18 protein-coding genes and 1 pseudogene are annotated in these 16,473 nt (G+C 68.3%); 13 read left to right on the top strand and 6 right to left on the bottom strand.

Translation table 11 applies throughout. The features are described 5' to 3' along the window. The 6 genes from FCU40_RS19450 to FCU40_RS19425 form a co-directional block, all read left to right on the top strand. The coding region (locus FCU40_RS19450; protein WP_168077202.1) for a hypothetical protein at nucleotides 1-298 on the top strand (298 nt) is incomplete at its 5' end. Between the two features lie 95 nt (nucleotides 299-393). Further along, nucleotides 394-1,161 carry a M48 family metallopeptidase gene (locus tag FCU40_RS19445; RefSeq protein ID WP_168077200.1) on the top strand — a complete coding sequence of 256 codons (768 nt, stop codon included), beginning with the start codon at nucleotides 394-396 and terminating at the stop codon, nucleotides 1,159-1,161. A 98-nt stretch (nucleotides 1,162-1,259) separates the two neighbouring features. Beyond that, nucleotides 1,260-3,839, top strand: a complete 2,580-nt coding sequence (gene clpB / locus FCU40_RS19440; RefSeq protein ID WP_168077198.1) for an ATP-dependent chaperone ClpB — start codon at nucleotides 1,260-1,262, stop codon at nucleotides 3,837-3,839. 218 nt (nucleotides 3,840-4,057) lie between these two features. After that, entirely contained in the window at nucleotides 4,058-4,390 is a 333-nt protein-coding gene (locus FCU40_RS19435) for a hypothetical protein (protein WP_168077196.1), read from the top strand. Continuing rightward, complete coding sequence (locus FCU40_RS19430; protein ID WP_168077194.1) at nucleotides 4,390-4,812, top strand: hypothetical protein; 423 nt, start codon at nucleotides 4,390-4,392, stop codon at nucleotides 4,810-4,812. The genes FCU40_RS19435 and FCU40_RS19430 overlap by 1 nt, the downstream gene beginning before the upstream one ends. Beyond that, on the top strand, nucleotides 4,812-5,498 hold the full coding sequence (locus tag FCU40_RS19425; RefSeq protein ID WP_168077208.1) for an HTTM domain-containing protein: 687 nt from the start codon (nucleotides 4,812-4,814) through the stop codon (nucleotides 5,496-5,498). Before FCU40_RS19430 ends, FCU40_RS19425 begins: the two co-directional genes overlap by 1 nt. Nucleotides 5,499-5,605: 107 nt before the next feature. On the opposite strand, the gene FCU40_RS19420 is transcribed toward FCU40_RS19425, so the two are convergent. Continuing rightward, complete coding sequence (locus tag FCU40_RS19420; RefSeq protein WP_241693653.1) at nucleotides 5,606-5,953, bottom strand: hypothetical protein; 348 nt, start codon at nucleotides 5,951-5,953, stop codon at nucleotides 5,606-5,608. Between the two features lie 215 nt (nucleotides 5,954-6,168). Continuing rightward, nucleotides 6,169-7,050 carry a class A beta-lactamase gene (gene bla / locus FCU40_RS19415; protein ID WP_168077192.1) on the bottom strand — a complete coding sequence of 294 codons (882 nt, stop codon included), beginning with the start codon at nucleotides 7,048-7,050 and terminating at the stop codon, nucleotides 6,169-6,171. A 96-nt stretch (nucleotides 7,051-7,146) separates the two neighbouring features. On the opposite strand from bla, the gene FCU40_RS19410 reads away from it, so the two are divergent. Continuing rightward, nucleotides 7,147-8,061: a LysR family transcriptional regulator gene (locus FCU40_RS19410; protein WP_168077190.1), complete on the top strand. Its 915-nt coding sequence runs from the start codon at nucleotides 7,147-7,149 to the stop codon at nucleotides 8,059-8,061. A gap of 148 nt (nucleotides 8,062-8,209) precedes the next feature. Further along, nucleotides 8,210-8,800: an OmpA family protein gene (locus tag FCU40_RS19405; RefSeq protein ID WP_004621470.1), complete on the top strand. Its 591-nt coding sequence runs from the start codon at nucleotides 8,210-8,212 to the stop codon at nucleotides 8,798-8,800. 222 nt (nucleotides 8,801-9,022) lie between these two features. Here the strand turns inward: FCU40_RS19405 and FCU40_RS19400 are convergent, their stop codons facing one another. After that, nucleotides 9,023-9,823 carry an SDR family oxidoreductase gene (locus FCU40_RS19400; protein ID WP_168077188.1) on the bottom strand — a complete coding sequence of 267 codons (801 nt, stop codon included), beginning with the start codon at nucleotides 9,821-9,823 and terminating at the stop codon, nucleotides 9,023-9,025. Between the two features lie 102 nt (nucleotides 9,824-9,925). Between FCU40_RS19400 and FCU40_RS19395 the strand changes: the two genes are divergently transcribed. Beyond that, nucleotides 9,926-10,429, top strand: coding sequence for a helix-turn-helix domain-containing protein (locus FCU40_RS19395; RefSeq protein WP_168077186.1), 504 nt, complete (start codon nucleotides 9,926-9,928; stop codon nucleotides 10,427-10,429). Between the two features lie 58 nt (nucleotides 10,430-10,487). Further along, complete coding sequence (locus FCU40_RS19390; RefSeq protein WP_168077184.1) at nucleotides 10,488-11,864, top strand: M20/M25/M40 family metallo-hydrolase; 1,377 nt, start codon at nucleotides 10,488-10,490, stop codon at nucleotides 11,862-11,864. A gap of 128 nt (nucleotides 11,865-11,992) precedes the next feature. Here FCU40_RS19390 and FCU40_RS19385 read toward each other — a convergent pair whose 3' ends face one another. Both FCU40_RS19385 and FCU40_RS19380 read right to left on the bottom strand, forming a co-directional pair. Continuing rightward, entirely contained in the window at nucleotides 11,993-12,262 is a 270-nt protein-coding gene (locus tag FCU40_RS19385; protein WP_004621463.1) for a GNAT family N-acetyltransferase, read from the bottom strand. A 47-nt stretch (nucleotides 12,263-12,309) separates the two neighbouring features. Then, nucleotides 12,310-13,497, bottom strand: a complete 1,188-nt coding sequence (locus FCU40_RS19380) for an acetyl-CoA C-acyltransferase (protein WP_168077182.1) — start codon at nucleotides 13,495-13,497, stop codon at nucleotides 12,310-12,312. Nucleotides 13,498-13,733: 236 nt separating this feature from the next. On the opposite strand from FCU40_RS19380, the gene FCU40_RS19375 reads away from it, so the two are divergent. Next, on the top strand, nucleotides 13,734-14,234 hold the full coding sequence (locus tag FCU40_RS19375; protein WP_168077180.1) for a helix-turn-helix domain-containing protein: 501 nt from the start codon (nucleotides 13,734-13,736) through the stop codon (nucleotides 14,232-14,234). Between the two features lie 219 nt (nucleotides 14,235-14,453). After that, the gene (locus FCU40_RS19370; protein ID WP_168077178.1) at nucleotides 14,454-14,801 is read left to right on the top strand and encodes a hypothetical protein; all 348 of its coding nucleotides are present in this window, start codon (nucleotides 14,454-14,456) and stop codon (nucleotides 14,799-14,801) included. A 106-nt stretch (nucleotides 14,802-14,907) separates the two neighbouring features. Here FCU40_RS19370 and FCU40_RS23565 read toward each other — a convergent pair whose 3' ends face one another. Next, nucleotides 14,908-15,042, bottom strand: a complete 135-nt coding sequence (locus FCU40_RS23565; protein WP_275052063.1) for a hypothetical protein — start codon at nucleotides 15,040-15,042, stop codon at nucleotides 14,908-14,910. 129 nt (nucleotides 15,043-15,171) lie between these two features. Here FCU40_RS23565 and FCU40_RS19360 point away from each other — a divergent pair. Then, nucleotides 15,172-16,416, top strand: a pseudogene (locus FCU40_RS19360) (CpaE family protein); the annotation flags it as partial. Nucleotides 16,417-16,473 lie beyond the last annotated feature (57 nt).

Here is a 16,473-nt window from a genome sequence, read left to right as displayed (position 1 = left end):
ACCGGGTCAACGCCGATGTCCGGACCTACCGCGTGGTCTGGGCGGCTGTCGGCTGGCCGATCTCGAGCGCCTGCCGCGTGACGAACGCGAGCGCTGCGAGGAGCGCCTGGCCCAGGGAACCGGCGGGGCGGGCGTCGGACCGAACCTCCAGCTTGGCGGTCGCGGGGCGCGAGACGTCAGGCCCTATCTGACCCGCCCGCCCAAGGACGGCTGCAAGCCGGTCGGGAGCGTCAAGAATAACGGCCCTCTAGGAGAGACGAGCGTCACCATGGCCGTTGGCTGCGCGCGATCCTTCTAGCCGACCCCAAGGGCGGGGGAGGGGCGGGGCGGTTGCGCCCCGCGCCGCCGCCGCCGATAACGACATTGTCGAGTTTGGAGCACAGCGCCGAGCCCATGGTTGTTCTTCGCCGTCCGATCCTGCCGCTGCTGCTCGCCGCCACGACGGTGCTGGGCGGCTGCGCGTACAACGCCGATCTGGGTCGAGACCAGCTGCTGATCGTCAAGGACGAGAACCTGGCGGCCGATGGCGAAAAGGCCTGGGCCGATACGCTGCGCACCACCTACACCTCCAAGGAGCCGCGCCGGAACGCCCGGGTGCGCGCCGTTGGCCAGAGGGTGATCACGGCGGCGGGTCTGGGGGATCGGCCGTGGGACTACGCGGTGTTCCTGGACGAGAGCCCTAACGCCTTCGTGCTGCCCGGCGGCCATGTCGGCGTGACGGTGGGGCTGCTGGACATGGTCGACAACGACGACCAGCTGGCCGCCGTGATCGGTCACGAGGCCGGCCACGTCGTCGCCCACCACGCCGCCGAGCGGGCCTCTCAGGAAACGACGTCCAAGATCCTGCTGGGGATCGCCGGCGCGGCGGCGGGCGGCAGCGATTTTGGCAAGCTCTTGAAGGACCACGGCGATCAGGCGGCGAAGTACGGGGTGCTGCTGCCTTTCTCGCGCAAGCAGGAGCTGGAGGCCGATCGCCTGGGCGTCGATTTCATGCAGCGCGCCGGCTATCGCCCGCGCGAAGCCGTGCAGCTCTGGCGCAAGATGCAGGCGCTGGACGCGGGTCAGGGCCATGCCTCGGGCGGGGAGCTGAGCTCCACCCACCCGTCGGACGCCATGCGGATTTCCGAGCTGGAACGTTATCTGGCCAGTCGCGGCTGGTAGGCCCTTGTGTGGCGGATCGGCCACACCTAAATGCCCCGTCGGAGCGCGTTGTGCTTGCTCAAGGCAGCGCGCCCAGATCCGCCTAGGAAGGGGACATCATGAATATCGATCTCTATTCGGATCGCGCCAAGCAAGCGATCCAATCGGCCCAGAGCCTGGCCCTCGCGCGGGGCCATCAGCAATTCGCGCCCGAACACCTGCTCAAGGTCCTGCTCGAGGAGAAGGACGGGCTTTCCCGCGCCCTGGTCCAGAGCGCCGGCGGTCGTCCGGACCAGCTGGACGGCGGCGTCGAGACGCTGCTTACCAAGACCCCGCGCGTCGATGGCGCGGGCGGTCAGCTCTACATGAAGCCCGACACGGCCCGCGTGTTCGCCGAGGCCGAAAAGAGCGCCAAGGCGGCCGGCGACGCCTTCGTCACCACCGAACGCCTGCTGATCGCCATCGCCAAGGAAGGCGCGGAGGCGGCGAAGCTCTTCAAGGAGGCCGGGGTCTCGCCCAAGGGGCTGGAAGACGCCGCGACCGCCATGCGCAAGGGCCGCACCGCCGACAGCGCCAACGCCGAGGAGGGCTATGAGGCGCTGAAGCGCTACGCCCGCGACCTGACCGCCGCCGCCAAGGACGGCAAGCTGGACCCGGTGATCGGCCGCGACGAGGAAATCCGCCGCACGATCCAGGTCCTGTCGCGCCGCACCAAGAACAACCCCGTCCTGATCGGCGAGCCCGGCGTCGGCAAGACCGCCATCGTCGAGGGCCTGGCCCTGCGCATCATCAATGGCGACGTTCCCGAAAGCCTGAAGGACAAGCGCCTGCTGTCGCTGGACATGGGCAGCCTGATCGCCGGCGCGAAGTATCGCGGCGAGTTCGAGGAGCGCCTGAAGGCGGTCCTGGGCGAGGTCACGGCCGCCGAGGGCTCGATCATCCTGTTCATCGACGAGATGCACACCCTGGTCGGGGCCGGGAAGTCCGACGGCGCCATGGACGCCTCCAACCTGCTCAAGCCCGCCCTGGCGCGCGGCGAGCTGCACTGCGTCGGCGCCACCACGCTGGACGAGTACCGCAAGCACGTTGAGAAGGACGCGGCCCTGGCCCGTCGTTTCCAGCCGGTGTTCGTGCAGGAGCCGACGGTCGAGGACACCATCTCGATCCTGCGCGGCCTGAAGGAGAAGTACGAGGTCCACCACGGCGTCCGGATCAGCGACAGCGCCATCGTCGCCGCCGCGACCCTGAGCAACCGCTACATCGCCGACCGCTTCCTGCCGGACAAGGCCATCGACCTCGTGGACGAGGCCTCCAGCCGCGTGCGGATGGCGATCGATAGCAAGCCCGAGGAGCTGGACGAGATCGACCGCCGTCTGGTGCAGTTGAAGATCGAGCGCGAGGCGCTGGCCAAGGAAACCGACGCCGCCTCCAAGCAGCGCCTGGAGAACCTGGAGGTCGAGATCGACGACCTGCAGTTCCGCAGCGACGAGATGACCGCCAAGTGGAAGGCCGAGAAGGAGAAGGTCGGCGGCGCGGCGCAAGCCCGCGAAGCCCTCGACCGCCTGCGCGCCGACCTCGCCAACGCCCAGCGCGCCGGCGACTTCGCCCGCGCCGGCCAGATCCAGTACGGCGAGATCCCGGCCCTGGAAAAGCGTCTGGCCGACGCCGAGGCCGGCGAGGGTTCGGCCCTGACGCCGGAAGTCGTCGACGCCGAGCAGATCGCCGCCGTGGTCAGCCGCTGGACCGGGGTCCCGGTCGAGAAGATGCTGGAGGGCGAGCGCGAGAAGCTCTTGAAGATGGAGGACGAACTGCGCGGTCGCGTGGTGGGCCAGGACGAGGCCTTGCAGGCCGTGTCCGACGCCGTCCGCCGCGCCCGCGCCGGCCTGCAGGATCCGTCGCGCCCGATCGGTTCGTTCCTGTTCCTGGGCCCGACGGGCGTGGGCAAGACCGAGCTGACCAAGAGCCTGGCCGAGTTCCTGTTCGCCGACGAGCACGCCATCACCCGGATGGACATGTCGGAGTACATGGAAAAGCACTCGGTCAGCCGCCTGATCGGCGCGCCTCCCGGCTATGTCGGCTATGACGAGGGCGGGGCGCTGACCGAGGCCGTCCGTCGACGTCCGTACCAGGTCGTGCTGTTCGACGAGATCGAGAAGGCCCACCCGGACGTCTTCAACGTGCTCTTGCAGGTGCTGGACGATGGCCGCCTGACCGACGGCCAGGGCCGCACGGTCGACTTCCGCAACACGCTGATCATCATGACCAGCAACCTCGGCGCCGAATTCCTGGCCAACCAGGAAGAAGGCGAGGATGTGGAAGCCGTCCGGCCGCTGGTGATGAACACGGTGCGCGGCCACTTCCGCCCCGAGTTCCTCAACCGGATCGACGAGATCATCCTGTTCAAGCGCCTGAACCGCGCCAACATGGGCGACATCGTCAAGATCCAGCTGCAGCGCGTCGACAAGCTGCTGGCCGACCGCCGCATGGCCCTGGCGCTGGACGCCGAGGCCCTGAACTGGATCGCCGACAAGGGCTACGACCCGGTCTACGGGGCGCGCCCGCTCAAGCGCGTGATCCAGAAGGAACTGGTCGACCCGATCGCGCGCAAGCTGCTGGCCGGCGAGATCGAGGACGGCGGCGTGATCGCCGTCGGGGTCACGGACGGGCAGCTATCGTTCGGCAAGGCGGTGCTGCAGTAGGTGTTCAAAGCCCCTCTCCCCTTGCGGGAGAGGGTGCCCCGGCGAAAGCCGGGGTCGGGTGAGGGGGTGAGGATAATATCCGCCGCGACGGGCCTTTCCGCTGGTCGCGGCGGTTTTCGTATGAGCGACCCCTCATCCGTCGCTTTCAGCGACACCTTCTCCCGCAAGGGGAGAAGGGGGAGGCTTTTCCCTCACCCCCCTTCGCGGTATCTCCCCGCATGGCCAAAACCACCAAACTGATCGTCGAGTTCGACATCGAGGTCGACGGAGACCCCTATGTCTGGCGGCTGCATCGCCTGCCGCAATGGTCCTACGACCCCTCCGAGCGCCACGGCAAGGTGCTGGCCGTCCGCCACAAGGAAGGCCAGCGCGAGGCGCTGATCGAGTTTCCGCCCGGCCCCAAGCCCAAGTTCAGCGCTCCGCCGCTGAAGCCCTCGCAGATCCCGGCCCGCCAGGTCTCCACGGCGATTTCCGCCGCCATCGAGGCGGGCTGGGAGCCGCTGTCGCGCGGCAAACCCGTCGTGATCTATGTGGACGAAGAAGGCGGTTGATGAACAACCCGCTGCGACTCCTGGCGCCGGCCCTGATCCCGTCGTGGAACTTCTTCGACGTGATCGCGCCGTCGCCGCGTGTCGAATACGCCCTGAGCGAAACCGCGACGACCGCGCCGGCCGCCTGGACCGAGTTCCGGCCGCGTCCCGCGCGCGTCTCGATCCTGACGATGCTGACGCGGCTTTTCTGGAACCCGCGCTGGAACCAGAGCCTGTTCGTCACCGCCTGCGCCGAGCGCCTGGTCGATCAGCCCACGGCCCACAGCGAGGATGAGATCTTCCGCCGGCTCGCCGTCGACCTGCCCGATGACGCGGCCGGTTGGCTGGCCTTCCGCCTGGCCTTCGTCAGCCGCCAGGGCGAGACGATCGAGCGCGAGGTGCTGTTCCAGGCCGCGCCGCGCCGGCTGGAGACCTTGCGGTGATCACCCTGACCGGCGCCGCGCGCCTCACCGAGCTGATGCTGGCCCTGGCCCTGCTGCAACAGAGTCTGGAGCACCTGCGGGGTTTTCGCGACGAGCGGATGCTGTTCGCGGCGCGGATCGCGCTGTGCCTGCTGGTGCTGGCCGGCGTCGCGCGGCCCTGGCCGCTGGTGGGGATGGCCGGGCTATCGCTGCTGATCCTGCAACGCTTCCAGGGCCCTTATAACGGCGGCAGCGACCGCATGGGCCTGCTCGTCCTGTGGAGCCTGGCCCTGGCCGAACTGATGCCCAGCCGGCCCTTGCAGGAGCTGTTCTTCGGCTATCTGGGCGCGCAGCTGATGCTGTCCTATTTCGTCTCCGGCGCGGTGAAGGTCGTCAATCCCGACTGGCGGTCGGGCCGGGCGCTGTCGGACGTGTTCCGGTTCTCGGCCTATCCCGTCAGCGAGGGCCTGCGAGCCTGGGCCCAGCGCCCTCGGGTGCTGCTGGTCATGTCGTGGGCGGTGATGGCGTTCGAGCTGGCCTTTCCGCTGACCCTGCTCTGGCGACCCGCCCTGATCGCCGGCCTGGTCGTGGCGGCGGCGTTCCACCTGGCCAATGCCTGCCTGTTTGGCCTGAACCGCTTCTTCTGGACCTGGCTCTGCGCCTATCCGGCGATCTTGTGGCTGCAGGGACGGGTGGTGGGCGCCTAGACCTGTCTCGTTTAGATGGAACCATCTAAACGAGATAAACAGGCTCTAAATCAAACATTTAGAGCGTGATAACCGCCGAAACCGCTTACACTTTCGGCTATCACGCTTTAGCGCCCCAGCTTCGCCAGGGCCGCGCGCATCGCCACGGCCTGGGCCGCGGGCGGCTTGCCCGCGGCGGTGACCGCCTTTTCCACGTCGTCCAGGACCTCGTCAATCAGGCTGACGGGCCGGGTGATCGGCGCCTTCGCCGCCGGGACCAGCGCCGCCACCTTGCGGACCGCCGCCGCCATTTGGCCGCATAGCCGCGCCGTGTCGCGGGCCTTGGCGATGGCGACGGGATCATCGCCGGCCTCGATCACGGCCCATGCCGCGTCGAGAGCGGCCATCATCCGGGCCTGGAGGGCGGCGCACCAGGCGCTGGGGGACCGGGCGCTGGAAGATTGGATCTGGCTCATGGACGTAGAGCATGAGGCCGCGTCGGGGAGCGGGGATAAGAAATGTGTGTTTTTATATAAGTGATTGTTTTGAAATGGCTATGATCTGAAAAGTACGGGATTGGAAGCGTCCCTGTCCTTGCGGAGAAGGCGCCCCGCGACGCGGATCGGGTGATGGGGCGCTCGGCGCGTCCGGCGCGACCCCTCATTCCGGCCCTGTGGATAACTTTTCGCCGTTACGCCCCAAACCCCGCCGTCACAACCGCCCGCGCCACGTCGGCCAGCACGGCGTCGCGCCCGTCGTCGTCGAGCTTGGCGCCGGTCAGGTAGGTCGTGATCAGAAGCGGCGCGCGCCCGGGCGGCCAGATCACGGCGATGTCGTTGGCGGTGTGGCGGCCGTCGCTGCCGGTCTTGTCGCCGATCTTCCAGGTCTTGGGCAGGCCGGCCCGCAGCCGGGCGTCGCCGGTCTGGTTGGCGACCAGCCAGCCGACCAGCCGCGCGCGCGACTCAGCCGTCAGCGCGTCGCCGACCGTCAAGGTCCGCAGCGTTTCCAGCATCGCCTTGGGGCTGGTCGTGTCGCGTAGGTCGCCGGGTCTGGCCGCGGTGTTCAGCGCGGGCTCGATGCGGTCCAGGCGCGTGACGGGGTCGCCCAGGGCGCGGGCGAAGCGCGTGACGCTGACCGGACCGTCCACGGCGTCCAGCAGCAGGTTGGCGGCCGTGTTGTCGCTGAGCGTGATCACGGCCTGGCACAGGTTGGCGATCGTCATGCCGGGGCCGACGTGCTTCTTGGTCTCCGGCGAGTAGTCGACCAGGACCTCGGGGCCATATTGGACGCGGCGGTCCAGCCGTTCGCGCTTCTGGTCGACCCGGCGCAGCACGAGGCCCGCCAGCAGCATCTTGAAGGTGCTGCACATCAGGAAGCGCTCGTCGCCCCGCGCGGCGAAGCGGCGTCCGTCCTGGGTGTCCAGCACCGCCACCCCCAGCCGGCCGCCGCCGCGCTTTTCCAGGGCGTTAATACGTAGGCTAAGGGAATCCGCGAGCGGCGCCGCGCGCGAGAGGACGGGCAGGGCGGCGGGCGCGGCCGCCAGGGCCGCCAAAAGGGTTCTGCGATCGAGCATACGGGGTCTCCTTGCTCGCGAAACCTGCCGGGGACTGGCCTTGGCCGCAAACGACGATACCTTGGCCGAGCCCCTAGCTGAATTTGGGTCTCCATCATGAGCCGCGCTCAACTGCCCCTGAACGCCCTGCGCGCCTTCGAGGCCTCGGCCCGCCATCTGTCGTTCACGCGCGCCGCCATCGAACTGTGCGTGACCCAGGCCGCCGTCAGCCATCAGGTGAAGGGGCTGGAGGCGCGGCTAGGCGCGCCGCTGTTTCGTCGGTTGCCCCGGGGATTGGCCCTGACCGACGAAGGCCTGGCCTTGCTGCCGTCGGTCCGGGAGTCGTTCGACGTGCTAGGCGACGTGCTGGCCCGTTTCGAGGGCGGTCGGGTCATGGAGGTGCTGAGCGTCGGGGTGGTGGGCACCTTCGCGGTCGGTTGGCTGTTGCCGCGCCTTCCCCGATTTCGCGCCGCCCACCCGTTCGTCGATCTGCGGCTCTTCACCAACAACAACCGCACGGACCTGGCGGGAGAGGGGTTGGATTGCGCGGTGCGCTTCGGCGACGGGGCCTGGCACGGCACCGAGGCCGCGCCGCTGTTCGAGGCACCGATGAGCCCGCTGTGCGCGCCCGCCATCGCCGAGCGGCTGGAGGAGCCGGCGGCCCTGTTCCGCGAGACCCTGCTGCGCAGCTATCGCGCGGCGGACTGGCCCGACTGGTTCGCCGCCGCCGGCCTGTCGCCGCCGCCGATCCGAGGCCCCGTCTTCGACAGCTCCTGGGTGATGGTCGAGGCGGCGATGCAGGGGATAGGCGTGGCCCTGGCGCCGCCGATGATGTTCGCGCGCGATTTGCAACAAGGACGCCTCGTCCGGCCGTTCGCCGCAGAGGTCAGCGCGGGCCGCTACTGGCTGACCTGGCTGAAGTCCAAGGCCCCGAGTCCGGCCCTGCGCGCCTTCCAGGACTGGCTGTCCGAGGTCGCCAACGAAGAAAATTTTTCACGGAACCAAAGTCCCGCCGCCGCGCTCGCGCGCTAAATAGAAGTCACATATTTCTCTGCTGCATCAAGGCCATGGCTTGGCCGCGAAGCGCCGGAATCGCGCCTATCTTTGGACAAGTTCGGCTGTCCGATTTGCAACGGCGAGCGTTGCAGGACGTCTCGCTTTCACGACGGACGAGACAAACATGATAGCCAACACGAAGACCATGATGGTCGCCGCCGCCCTGGTGATGGGCGGCCTCTCGGTCAGCGGGTGCGCGACCAAGAGCTATGTCAACAAGCAGGTTGGTCAGGTCGATGCGCGGGTCAGCGCGCACGACACCCAGATCGGCCAGCAGCAACAGCAGCTGGGTGAGCTGGACAAGACGGCGAAGGACGCGCTCGATCGCGCCACCGCCGCCGGCAAGCTGGCCGAGGGCAAGTTCCAGTACGCCCTGGTGCTCAGCGACGACTCGGTGAAGTTCCCGACCAACGCCTCCACCCTGTCGCCGGAAGCCGAACAGCGTCTGGGCGAATTCGCCGAGAAGCTGAAGGCCGACAACAAGAACGTCTACCTGGAGATCCAGGGCCACACCGACAACAAGGGCGGCAAGGCCTATAACGACGAGCTGGGCGGCAAGCGCGCCGAGGCGGTGCGCAAGTATCTCAGCATGCACGGCGTGGCGCTGAACCGCATGGCCACGATCTCCTATGGCCAGGACGCCCCCGTGGCGCCGAACAACACGCGCGAGGGCCGGGCTCAGAACCGCCGCGTCGTGGTGATGGTGCTCAGCTAGCTTTGGTTCCAGGAGGGCTTCCATCGGCCCGCATCAACCCGATGGCGGCCCTCCAGGGCGGACCCGCCGGCGCGGGAGTGAGCGCCGCGCCGGCGAGTTTGCGCGCGATTAGAGCCCTTTCCGATCTGATTGATCCAATCAGATCGGATAAAAAGGGCTCTAAATCAAAAGTTTAGAGCATTTTTCGATCCGATAACCGTTTCACACTTATCGGAAAATGCTCTAGACGGCCTTGAACCGCGCCGCCGGCGTGTTGCGCGAAAGATTGGGATAGAGCTTGGCCTTGGCGGCCAGGGCGGCGTTCCAGTCGGCCGGATCGGGCAGGGACGGGATCGTCACCAACTCACCTTGATCGAAGCCGGCGAGCGCCGCGTCGACCAGGTCGTCGACCTCCATGAGCGTATTCGGATCGATGGCGTTGATGTCCGAGCCCGAACGCTCCCAGATCTCGGTGCGCGTGGCGCCGGGCAGCACGGCCTGAAGGCGGACGGCCGACTGGGCGAACTGCGCGCGCAGACCCTGGGTCAGGTACGTGACGAAGGCCTTGGTCGCGCCATAGACCGGCATGCCCAACTCCGGGATCAGCCCGACCACCGAAGCCAGGTTGACGATCGCGCCCCTGTCGCGCGGCACGAAGTTGCGCGCCGCCGCGGCCGCCAGGCGGGTCACGGCGACGACGTTGAGTTGGATCATCCTTTCGAAGGCGTCGGGATCGTTGGCCACGAAGTCATTGGAGCCCGCCACGCCAGCGTTGTTGACCAGGACGGTGATCGCGGCATCGGTCGCCAGGCGCTGCTCGACCCTCTTTAGATCGGCCTTGTCGGTCAGGTCCGCCTTGAGGACCTCGACCTTGACGCCGGTCTCGGCGCGCAGACGATCGGCCAGGACGTTCAGGCGGGCCTCGTCGCGGGCCACCAGGATCAGGTCGTGGCCGCGCTTGGCCAGGCGATCGGCGTAGACCGCGCCGATGCCGGTGGACGCGCCGGTGATCAGGGCGGCGCCTTGGCTGGTGTTGTCGCTCATGGTGTGGTTCCTGAAAGGGTTGGCCGAGGCCCCAGCGGTCCGGCGTGTCCTCTAGCTATGGGGTAACTTGCTTTTCGCAAGTGACGGCCCACATCTTTTGTCATGAGCAAATCTGAACGCCCTTCGACCCAATGTCCGGTCGGCCGCACGCTGGAGCGGGTGGGCGACTACTGGACCCTGCTGATCCTGCGCGACGCGTTTCAGGGCCTGACGCGCTTCGACCAGTTCGAGAAGAGCCTGGGGGTCGCGCCCAACATTCTGACGAAACGGCTGGCCGGCCTTGTCGAAAGCGGGTTTCTGGAGAAGCACGCCTATAATGAGCGGCCGCCGCGCTACGAATATCGACTGACGGACCGGGGCCGCGACTTCGCGCCGGTGCTGACGGCGATGCTGGCCTTCGGCAACCGCCAGCTCGCCCCGGAGGGCGTGTGCGGCCAGCTCGTCGACCGCGACACGGGCCTGGCCGCCGAACCGATCATGGTCGACCGGATCAGCGGCAAGCCGATCACGGCGGAGGCCTTCGCCTACCAGGCTGGACCGGCGGCCGGACCCGAAGTGCTGGATCGGGTGGCGTTCATCGCGGCGAAGCAGGCCAGCGCGCGATAGGGGTTGTTCCGAAGCGGCGGGGACGGCAACGTCCGACCGCCGCTGTTTCGGAGCCCGTATGCGCCTGCCCCTGATCCTCGCCGCCGGCCTGATGGTCGCTGGCGTCTCCCACGCCGAGACCCCGGCGCCCAGCAACGACCAGCCGACGCTGCGCGCCATCGCCGCCGACGTCGATCCCAAGGCGTTGGAAGGCACGATCCGCGCGCTGGTCGGCTTTGGCACGCGGCACACCCTGTCGGACGTGACCTCCGACAAGCGCGGCATCGGCGCGGCCCGCCGCTGGACCAAGGCGCGCTTCGAGGCGATTTCCAAGGACTGCGGCGGTTGCCTGACCCTGGAGACGCCGTCCCAGACCTTCACCGGCAAGCGCGCGCCTAACGGCGTCGTGGTCGAGGACGTGCTGGCCGTCCAGAAGGGGACCACCGACCCAAGCCGCGTGATCATCATCGCCGGCCATATCGACAGCCGCGTCACCGACGTCATGGACTTCACCAGCGACGCGCCGGGCGCCAATGACGACGGCTCGGGCGTGGCGGCGGTGATCGAGGCGGCGCGGGTGCTGTCCAAGCACAAATTCCCGGCCACCCTGGTGTTCGCGGTGCTGTCGGGCGAGGAGCAGGGCCTCTATGGCGGCAAGGTGCTGGCCGACCACGCCAAGGCCCAGGGCTGGAAGGTCGAGGCCGATCTCAACAACGACATCATCGGCAACAGCCACGGCCAGAGCGGCGTGATGGACAACACCCACGTCCGGATCTTCTCGGAAGGCACCAAGGCCGTCGAGACCCCGGAACAGGCCAATGGCCGGCGCTACAACGGCGGGGAGGTCGACAGCCCGTCGCGTAACCTGGCGCGCTATCTGGACGGCCTGGCCGATCGCTATCTGACCAATCTGGACGTCACGATGGTTTACCGCACCGACCGCTATGGCCGGGGCGGCGACCAGGTGCCGCTGCTGGAGGCCGGCTATCCGGCCGTGCGCGTCACCGAGGCGGTCGAGAACTACGATCGTCAGCACCAGACCCTGCGCACCGAGAACGGCAAGGCCTATGGCGACACCATCGAGGGGGTGGACTTCGCCTACCTGGCCCAGGTCACGCGACTGAACGCCATCGCCATGGCCAGCCTCGCCTCGGCCCCGCCGCCGCCGTCGGGCGTCAAGATCGAGGGCGCGGTGAGCCCCGACACCAAGGTCTCGTGGACGCCGACGCCGGGCGCGGTCGGGCATCGCGTATGGTGGCGCGGCACGACCGACCCGACCTGGAGCTTCAGCCGCTGGGTCCCGGGCGCGGCGACGATCACGCTCAAGGACGTGGTGATCGACGACTATTTCTTCGGCGTCTCGTCGGTCGGCGCCGACGGCTGGGAGAGCCCGGTGGTGTTCCCTGGGGCGGCGGGCAGCTTCGAGAGCGCGGCCCCTACGCCCGCTCCGAAGTAAGCGCCCCCTCCGTCACGTCGCGTTCCGCGCCGCGCCACCTCCCCCGCGTCGCGGGCGAGGAGAATCTCATCCTCCCTCGTGCAACGGGGGAGGGGGACCGCGAAGCGGTGGAGGGGGCGCTTGCGATGCTAAGCAATCAGATCCGGATCGTTCCGCTTCAGCCACGCCGCCGCGTAGGAGCAGAGCGGCGTGATCCGCATCCCTTCCGCGCGCGCGGTCTCGGCGACCTTGCTCATCAGGCGTCCAGCCGCGCCCGTGCCGCGCAGCGCCATGTCGGCTTCGACGTGCGGGATCACCAGCCTATGGCCCGAGCGCTGATAGTCGGCCACGGCCAGCAGGCCGTCGACCTCCAGCTCGTAGCGGCTGAGTTCGGGATTATGGCGGAAGGTCTCGGTCATGACGGGTGAACGCGTCTCGCGGGCGATCTGATCCTCGCCAGATAGGCCTAGACCAGCTCGATCGCCATCGCCGTGGCCTCGCCGCCGCCGATGCACAGGGACGCCAGCCCCTTCTTGCCGCCGCGCGCCTGAAGCGCCGAGATCAGGGTGCAAAGGATCCGCGCGCCCGACGCGCCGATCGGATGGCCGAGGGCGCAGGCGCCGCCGTTGACGTTCAGCTTGTCTTCCGGAATGCCCAACGCCTGCTGGGCGTACATGGCCACGACCGCGAAGGCCTCGTTGACCTCGAACAGGTCGACGTCCTCGACGGACCAGCCCGCCTTGCTGAGCGCCTTGCGCATGGCCGGGGCCGGCGCGGTGGCGAACTGGGCCGGCTCCTGGGCGTGGGCGGCGTGGCTGACCACGCGGGCGACGATCGGCAGGCCCAAGGCCTCGGCGACGCTTTGGCGCGTCATGACCAGCGCGGCGGCGCCGTCGCTGATCGAGCTGCTGTTGGCGGCGGTGATCCCGCCGTCGCGGCTGAAGGCCGGACGCAAGGTGGGGATCTTGGCCGGATCGGCCTTCAGCGGCTGTTCGTCGGTGTCGATGACCTCGGTCCCCTTGCGGGTCGTGACGGTGACGGGGGTGATCTCGGCCTTGAACGCGCCGGTCTCGATCGCGCGCTTGGCCTTGGCCAGGCCCTTGGTCGCGTAGTCGTCCATGGCCTCGCGGGTGAACTGGTGGGCCTGGGCCGTGTCCTCGGCGAAGGCGCCCATCAGCTTGCCCGGCGTATAGGCGTCTTCCAGGCCGTCCAGGTACATCGAGTCCCACATCTGGTCGTGGCCGATGCGGGCGCCGCCGCGGTGCTTGGACAGCAGGTAGGGCGCGCCGGTCATGCTCTCCATGCCGCCGGCCACGATGAGGTCCGCGCTGCCGGCGGCCAGGGCGTCGTGCGCCATGATCGCGGCCTGCATCCCGCTGCCGCACATCTTGTTGACGGTGGTGGCCTCGACCGAGATCGGCAGGCCCGCGCCCAGCGCCGCCTGGCGGGCCGGGGCCTGGCCCAGACCGGCCGGCAGAACGCAGCCCATGAAGATCTGCTCGACCTTGTCGCCCGCCACGCCCGCGCGCTCCAGGGCCGCCTTCACCGCGGCGGCGCCCAGCTCGGTCGCCTTCACGCCGCCCAGCGCGCCCTGGAAGCCGCCCATCGGCGTGCGGGCGTAGGAAACGATGACGACGGGATCGGCGGCGGACATCGGGTAGCTCCCTGAACTTGTTTTCGAGGCGGGATAGGCCCTCATCGCCGCGCGAAGCGCAAGGGGCGGCGCGCGCCAGGAAGAGGACGGCGAGCGGCCGTCGACGGGGGATCGCCGAGGTCGCTCGCCAGTTAGCAATAACCGAGAGAGTCAATTGCGATAAAAAACCTACCCCAGTTCATATTCAAACGCAACGCTCTCTTGCTTTCCCTCGCGGAACGCCTCACCCTCCTCGTATGGGCCGCACTGCTGACTATACGAACGAACGTTGCTCGGTCGCCGCCACGCTGGAAGTCGTGGGCGATCCGTGGACCTTGCTGATCCTCCGCGACGCCTTCGCCGGGGTGAAGCGCTTCGAGCAGTGGCAGGAGCGGCTCGGCGTGGCCCGCAATGTCCTGGCCGCCCGGCTGAAGACCCTGGTCGGCCACGGCGTCATGGAAACCCGGCGCTATTCCGAGCGCCCGCCGCGCCACGAATATTGGCTGACGCAGAAGGGCTTGGCGCTGTCGCCGGTGCTGCTGACCATGGCCGAATGGGGCGACCGCTACGTCTATGGTCGCGACAACTCGCCGATCCTGTTCAAGCACAAGACCTGCGGCTGCGCGTTCCATCCGGTGCTGGCCTGCGAGGCTTGCGGCGAGGTCGTGAGCCGCCGCGACCTCGAACGCGTCCCCCGGGACGCCGAAGGGCCGACCGTCGGCGAGGCCCTGGAGGCCGTGAAGGTCGCGGCCGAGTAGGGTGCTCCCACTTCGGCGACCGCAACCGTCATTCCCGCCACATGGGCGGGAATGATCCGATATGGACAATGGCTGGCGGTGGCCATCCGAGGGTCTGGATTCGGCGGCAGCGCTGATGTTTTCTCGCTAGCCTGGTCGGCCAAACGCTCTCGCCAACTTCGCCGACTGTGGGCGCCGAACGCCTGGGTAGGCTAACAGGAGTTGCCGGGAGGGCGAGCCTTGAGTCAGCATACGTTCGTTTGGCTATTGTTCGCTTTGGTGACCATCGGTCCGCTGGTCTACCGCTTGATCATGCCGGTGCCGCCTAGCGACGCAAAGGCCATCGAAGTTTTCCTGCGGAACCGCGATCAGGTGCTGGTCAACGTTCGCAAGATTTGGATCGGCGGGCCGTCACACTGGGGCGGGCGTGGCGTCTATAAGCAGACGGGAAGACCCTACCGAGTGACGGCTCAAAGTCCCGATGGCTCGCGATGGACACATGATCTGGCGGCGGACGGCAAGGACGTCCTCGGCAACACGAAGCTCAAGCAGAGGACCAATGGGGTGTGGTGCGAGGTGTTCCAATAGGAGCCTTCCGCCGTGACCTTCACGATGGCCGCTTCCGGCGGCGGAGATCGTGTCGGCGCATTCCCTTATTTCAGGGCGTGCATGACGGCGCTTATTCGGCTGCGCCTTAATCCGCCACCCCGCCCCGCAGCGGATCCTCGCCGGTCAGGTCCTTGATATGCTGTCGCTGGCGGCGGACGCCTTCGGCGGTGACCTTGGCGGGCTCGGGCGGCTTGGGGGCCTGCGGCCTTGGCTTGGTCATTTCGCGCCTCGCACCACCCACTGTGCGGCCCCGACGGTCAGAGCGTCTTCCACCAGGCCGGTCGAAGTCTGTCCCCAGCGGCGCAGCGCCCTCATGCGCGCGTCGAAGGTGACGTAGGACGCGGCGACCGCCGCGCCGGCCGCGCCGGTCTATCACGAGCCCATTCCGGACAGCATGGGCGAGGCGGTGATCCCTCGGATCTCCATCCACGCCTTCTGCGCCCGCCCCGAGACCGAGGCGCTGGTTCGCCACGCGGCCGGCGACCGCCGCATGGCGCGCGCCTCGACCCTGATCCAGGGCGGCGGCCTGGAGGCGGCGGTCGACTACTATCAGAACCAGCCCACGCCCTCGCTGGTGATGGTCGAGACCCTGGACGGCGCCCAGCGCCTTCTGCACATGCTCGACTCCCTGGCCCAGGTCTGCGACCCGGGGACCAAGGTCGTCGTTATCGGCCAGACCAACGACATCTCGCTGTATCGCGAGCTGATGCGCCGGGGGGTGTCGGAATACCTGACCCAGCCCCTGTCGCCCCTGCAGGTGATCCGCGCTGTCGGCGCGCTGTACGCCGACCCGACCGCGCCGTTCATCGGCCGCCAGATCGCCTTCGTCGGCGCCAAGGGCGGGGTGGGGGCCTCGACCCTGTCGCACAACTTCGCCTGGATGCTGGCCGAGAAGATGCAGACCGCCACCGTGCTGGTCGACCTCGACCTGGCGTTCGGCACGGCCGGTCTCGACTTTAATCAGGACCCGCTGCATGGCGTCCTGGAAGCGCTGACCCAGCCCGACCGACTGGACCCGGTGCTGATGGACCGCATGATGGTCCGCTGCGGCGATCGTCTGTCCCTGTTCGCGGCCCCGGCCACCCTGGACGACGACTACGAGATTTCCGCCGACGTCTACGAGGAAGTCACCCAGAAGATCCGCGGCGCCGCGCCCTTCGTGGTGCTGGATATCCCGCACATCTGGAACGCGGCCTCCCGTCGGGTGCTGGTCGGCTCCGACGAGCTGGTCGTGACGGCCACGCCGGACCTGGCCTCGCTGCGCAACGCCAAGAACATCATCGACCTGGTTCGCCAGGCCCGGCCCAATGACGCGCCGCCGCGCCTGGTGCTGAACCAGGTGGGCGTGCCCGGCCGGCCCGAGATCCCGGTCAAGGACTTTGGCGACGCCCTGGGCGTTCAGCCGTCGCTGGTGCTGCCGTTCGATCCCAAGCCCTACGGCCTGGCGGCCAACAACGGCCAGATGCTGGCCGAGGTCGCGCCCAAGTCGAAGGCCGCCGAGGGGCTGGAGCACCTGGCCCGGCTGATCTGCCGCCGCGAACCGCCGGCCGCCCAGAAGACGTCCCTGATCTCGAGCCTGTTCAAGAAGAAGTAGATGTTCGGCAAGCGCGACTCGTCAGTCCAGGCCGACAAGAAGGCGCCGCCTCCCGCG

It is taken from the genome of Caulobacter sp. SSI4214, assembly GCF_012184455.1.
Classification (GTDB): Bacteria; Pseudomonadota; Alphaproteobacteria; order Caulobacterales; family Caulobacteraceae; genus Caulobacter; species Caulobacter vibrioides_E.
The sequence above is the reverse complement of the archived record's forward strand: the minus strand, read 5'-3'. Positions and strand labels throughout refer to the sequence as shown.

What these genes read in the sequence shown, in the direction of transcription:
- FCU40_RS19445 (WP_168077200.1), top strand. Translation starts at nt 394, where the DNA reads ATGGTTGTTCTTCGCCGTCCGATCCTGCCGCTGCTGCTCGCCGCCACG.
- FCU40_RS19390 (WP_168077184.1), top strand. Translation starts at nt 10,488, where the DNA reads ATGCGCCTGCCCCTGATCCTCGCCGCCGGCCTGATGGTCGCTGGCGTC.
- FCU40_RS19380 (WP_168077182.1), bottom strand. Translation starts at nt 13,497, where the DNA reads ATGTCCGCCGCCGATCCCGTCGTCATCGTTTCCTACGCCCGCACGCCG.
- FCU40_RS19420 (WP_241693653.1), bottom strand. Translation starts at nt 5,953, where the DNA reads ATGAGCCAGATCCAATCTTCCAGCGCCCGGTCCCCCAGCGCCTGGTGC.
- FCU40_RS19400 (WP_168077188.1), bottom strand. Translation starts at nt 9,823, where the DNA reads ATGAGCGACAACACCAGCCAAGGCGCCGCCCTGATCACCGGCGCGTCC.
- FCU40_RS19430 (WP_168077194.1), top strand. Translation starts at nt 4,390, where the DNA reads ATGAACAACCCGCTGCGACTCCTGGCGCCGGCCCTGATCCCGTCGTGG.
- FCU40_RS19395 (WP_168077186.1), top strand. Translation starts at nt 9,926, where the DNA reads ATGAGCAAATCTGAACGCCCTTCGACCCAATGTCCGGTCGGCCGCACG.
- FCU40_RS19435 (WP_168077196.1), top strand. Translation starts at nt 4,058, where the DNA reads ATGGCCAAAACCACCAAACTGATCGTCGAGTTCGACATCGAGGTCGAC.
- FCU40_RS19385 (WP_004621463.1), bottom strand. Translation starts at nt 12,262, where the DNA reads ATGACCGAGACCTTCCGCCATAATCCCGAACTCAGCCGCTACGAGCTG.
- FCU40_RS23565 (WP_275052063.1), bottom strand. Translation starts at nt 15,042, where the DNA reads ATGACCAAGCCAAGGCCGCAGGCCCCCAAGCCGCCCGAGCCCGCCAAG.
- FCU40_RS19410 (WP_168077190.1), top strand. Translation starts at nt 7,147, where the DNA reads ATGAGCCGCGCTCAACTGCCCCTGAACGCCCTGCGCGCCTTCGAGGCC.
- FCU40_RS19405 (WP_004621470.1), top strand. Translation starts at nt 8,210, where the DNA reads ATGATAGCCAACACGAAGACCATGATGGTCGCCGCCGCCCTGGTGATG.
- bla (WP_168077192.1), bottom strand. Translation starts at nt 7,050, where the DNA reads ATGCTCGATCGCAGAACCCTTTTGGCGGCCCTGGCGGCCGCGCCCGCC.
- FCU40_RS19375 (WP_168077180.1), top strand. Translation starts at nt 13,734, where the DNA reads ATGGGCCGCACTGCTGACTATACGAACGAACGTTGCTCGGTCGCCGCC.
- clpB (WP_168077198.1), top strand. Translation starts at nt 1,260, where the DNA reads ATGAATATCGATCTCTATTCGGATCGCGCCAAGCAAGCGATCCAATCG.